This is a genomic window from Kribbia dieselivorans NBRC 106261, from assembly GCF_001552435.1.
In the GTDB taxonomy this organism is placed as follows: Bacteria; Actinomycetota; Actinomycetes; order Actinomycetales; family Dermatophilaceae; genus Kribbia; species Kribbia dieselivorans.
In genome coordinates this window covers 1-3,034 of sequence record NZ_BCRE01000226.1, presented here as the reverse complement: position 1 = coordinate 3,034, position 3,034 = coordinate 1, and the positions used below count along the sequence as shown (strand labels likewise).

At 72.0% G+C, this 3,034-nt stretch carries 4 protein-coding genes; all 4 read right to left on the bottom strand.

The annotated features are described in order from the left end of the window. Positions 1–25: 25 nt before the first annotated feature. From KD1_RS14900 to folE, 4 genes are read right to left on the bottom strand one after another with little or no spacing between them, the layout of a single operon-like run. A complete protein-coding gene (locus KD1_RS14900; protein WP_068403230.1) occupies positions 26–502 on the bottom strand; it encodes a DUF3180 domain-containing protein in 477 nt (158 codons plus the stop codon). Further along, positions 502–1,458: a 2-amino-4-hydroxy-6-hydroxymethyldihydropteridine diphosphokinase gene (folK, locus tag KD1_RS14895; RefSeq protein ID WP_068403229.1), complete on the bottom strand. Its 957-nt coding sequence runs from the start codon at positions 1,456–1,458 to the stop codon at positions 502–504. Before folK ends, KD1_RS14900 begins: the two co-directional genes overlap by 1 nt. Further along, on the bottom strand, positions 1,451–2,260 hold the full coding sequence (gene folP, locus KD1_RS14890; RefSeq protein WP_068403232.1) for a dihydropteroate synthase: 810 nt from the start codon (positions 2,258–2,260) through the stop codon (positions 1,451–1,453). The genes folK and folP overlap by 8 nt, the downstream gene beginning before the upstream one ends. 55 nt (positions 2,261–2,315) lie before the next feature. Continuing rightward, positions 2,316–2,930 carry a GTP cyclohydrolase I FolE gene (folE, locus tag KD1_RS14885; protein ID WP_068403227.1) on the bottom strand — a complete coding sequence of 205 codons (615 nt, stop codon included), beginning with the start codon at positions 2,928–2,930 and terminating at the stop codon, positions 2,316–2,318. Positions 2,931–3,034: the final 104 nt, after the last annotated feature.

Below are 3,034 nucleotides of genomic sequence, written 5' to 3'. Positions count from 1 at the left end.
GGGGGTGGGCAGGGGGTGGTGTGCGTCAGGCGGGGGCGCCCGCGCGCTCCTCGTCGTCCTTCGGCGGATCGACGCGGCACCAGTGCTGCACGACCCCACCCACGGCGGTGAGCACGGCGGAGGACAGTGCGGCGAGTCCGAAGCGCAGCAGCCGGCCGCGGTACGGGCCGAAGTCATAGTCCTGGATGAGCAGCAGCGCCTGCCCGGCGTACGCCCCCACCAGGAATGCCCCACCCAGGATCGCCGCCTGCGCCAACGCCACCGTCGCCGCCGACCGCGCGGGCTTCATCGTTGTCGTCGCCTTGCCGGCGAGGTAGCGGCGCACGGCCAGGCCCATCCAGAGCACGAGCCCGGCAATGACGAGGATCATGATCATCGTCAGCCACGGCACCGGCGCCGGGATGTTGCCGGTGGACATCCACCACCGACCCGCCGCCCACGAGATGACCAGCCCGAGCAGCCCGGCGATCAGGCCGTGACTCCAGCGCACGCCCGAGCCCATCAGGGCTCCTCGTCGTCCCAGTCGTGGCCCGCCCACGGCGGCTCCGCGCCGTAGGTCCAGCCGCCGTCGGTGGCCGGGATCGCCCGCACGCCGGAGGTGTCGACCTGCTCGGCGAGTTCGGCCACGGCCCGGGTGACGCCATCGACGCGCAACACGGCGGTCGGGTCGACCGTGGCCCACGGCACGAGCACGAACCCGCGTTCGTGGGCGCGCGGGTGCGGCAGCGTCAGGTCCGCGTCGTCGAGCACGACATCGGTGCCGGCGTGCGGATCGCCGTATTGCACGAGGTCGAGATCGAGCGTGCGCGGTCCCCACCGCTCGTCCCGGGTGCGCCCGAAGCGGGCCTCCATGGCGTGCAGTTCGCGCAGCACCTCATAGGGGCTGGCCTGCGTGGTCAGCAGCGCAATTGCGTTGACGAACTCGGGCTGCTCCGGCCCGCCGACGGGGTCGGTGGCGACCAGGTTCGACAGCCGCACGGTCGGGCTGAGCTCGAGCAGTCCCTCGGCGGCCCACTGCACGGTCTCGGCGGGTGAGAGCACCTCACCGTCGACGGCGCTGCCCAGGTTCGACCCGAGGGCGACGACGATCGGCACGATCGGGCGCTGCCGGTCGACGACGACGGCGACGTCACCGAAGGGAACCCCGACCGGGGCCTGCGGCTTGTGCACCGTGACCTCGACCGACTCGACGCGCGGGTGCTTCAGGATGTCCCCGGCGATCTGCGCGGCCAGCGACTCGATGAGGTCGAGCGACTCGCCCTCGATCCGCGCGACGATCCCCGCGGCGACCTCGCCGTAGTTGATCGTGCGGGTCAGGTCGTCGGTGCGCCCCGCCGGGCCGAGGTCGGCCTCGATGACGACATCGACGACGAACTCCTGCCCGTCACGCTTCTCGTGCTCGAACACCCCGTGGGTGCCGCGGGCCCGCACGCCGCGCAGTTCGATTCGGTCACTCATCGGCCACCTCCGTGGGCGAGCCCATGGCCTCCCACACGTCGAACGCGTCCATCGTGCTCGTCACGTCGTGCACGCGCACTGCCCAGCATCCGGCCATCGCGCCGTACAGGCTCGTCACGGCGGTGGCGGTGTCCCGCTCGGCCGGGGGACGACGACGCTCCGGCGTGCGCCCGACCCGACCCAGGAACGTCTTGCGCGACGACCCGAGCAGCACCCGCTGTCCCGTCGCGACGAACCGTTCGAGATCGCGCATGATCGCCCAGTTGTGTTCGGCCGTCTTCGCGAACCCCAGGCCCGGGTCGAGGATGATGTTCTCCGGCGGCACGCCCGCGCCGAGCAGGTCGACGACGCGCTGCTGGAGTTCGTCGAGCACCTCGGTGACGACGTCGCGGTACTGCGCCGGCCCGTACATGTCGGTCGAGTGGCCGCGCCAGTGCATCGCCACGTAGGGCAACTGGCATTGCGCCACGAGCGGCAGCATCTCGGTGTCGGCCAGGCCGGCCGACACATCGTTGATGATCGCCGCGCCGGCCTCGACGGCGGCCCGGGCGACGGAGGCGCGCATGGTGTCGACCGAGACGGTCAGCCCGTCGGCGGCCAACGCGGCCACGACGGGGACGACCCGGCGCAATTCCTCGGCCTCGTCCGGCCGTTGCGCCCCCGGACGGGTCGATTCTCCGCCGACGTCGACGATCGACGCTCCGGCCGCGACAAGGCCATGGGCGTGCGCGATCGCCTGGGCCGGGTCGAACCAGCGGCCGCCGTCGCTGAACGAATCGGGCGTGACGTTGACGACGCCCATGATCACGGGTCTGACCGGGCGCTCCAGATCGAGCAGCAACGCCTCGTCGGACACGTCAGCGGTGCCCGTTGGTCAGCAATGCCATGGCCTCGGCGCGGGTCGCCGCGCTGCGCAGTTGACCGCGCACGGCCGAGGTGATCGTCTTCGCGCCGGGCTTGCGCACCCCGCGCATCGACATGCACAGGTGCTCGCACTCGAACACGGCGATGACACCCTGGGCCTGGAGGTGGTCGACGATCGCGTCGGCCACCTGCGTGGTCAACCGCTCCTGCACCTGCGGGCGGCGGGCGTAGAGGTCGACGAGTCGGGCGATCTTGCTCAGCCCGGCCACCCGACCGTCCGACGCCGGGATGTACCCGACGTGCGCCACCCCGTGGAACGGCACGAGGTGGTGCTCGCACGTCGAGTACACCTCGATGTCGCGCACGAGGATGAGCTCCTCATGCTCGATCTCGAACGTCGTGCCGAGCACGTCCTTCGGCTCCTGGCGCAGCCCGGCGAAGATCTCCTCGTACGAGCGCGCCACCCGAGCCGGAGTCTCGATCAGCCCGTCGCGGTCAGGATCCTCACCGATCGCGAACAGCAACTCCCGCACCGCGGCCTCGGCGCGCGGGCGGTCGATGTGCCGCGGCGGCAACGCCTCGACGAGCTCGGCGTCGCCGCTGCTCACGCGGACCCGTTCGCGCCCGGGTCGGGCACCTCGCCGGTCCCGATCGGCGGGTCCTCGTGCCAGCCCTCGGGGGTGTTGGCGCCGGACTCGGCGACCTGGTCGAT

Excerpts from the sequence above, each read along its gene's own strand:
- KD1_RS14900 (WP_068403230.1), bottom strand. The coding sequence starts at position 502 with ATGGGCTCGGGCGTGCGCTGGAGTCACGGCCTGATCGCCGGGCTGCTC.
- folK (WP_068403229.1), bottom strand. The coding sequence starts at position 1,458 with ATGAGTGACCGAATCGAACTGCGCGGCGTGCGGGCCCGCGGCACCCAC.
- folP (WP_068403232.1), bottom strand. The coding sequence starts at position 2,260 with ATGGGCGTCGTCAACGTCACGCCCGATTCGTTCAGCGACGGCGGCCGC.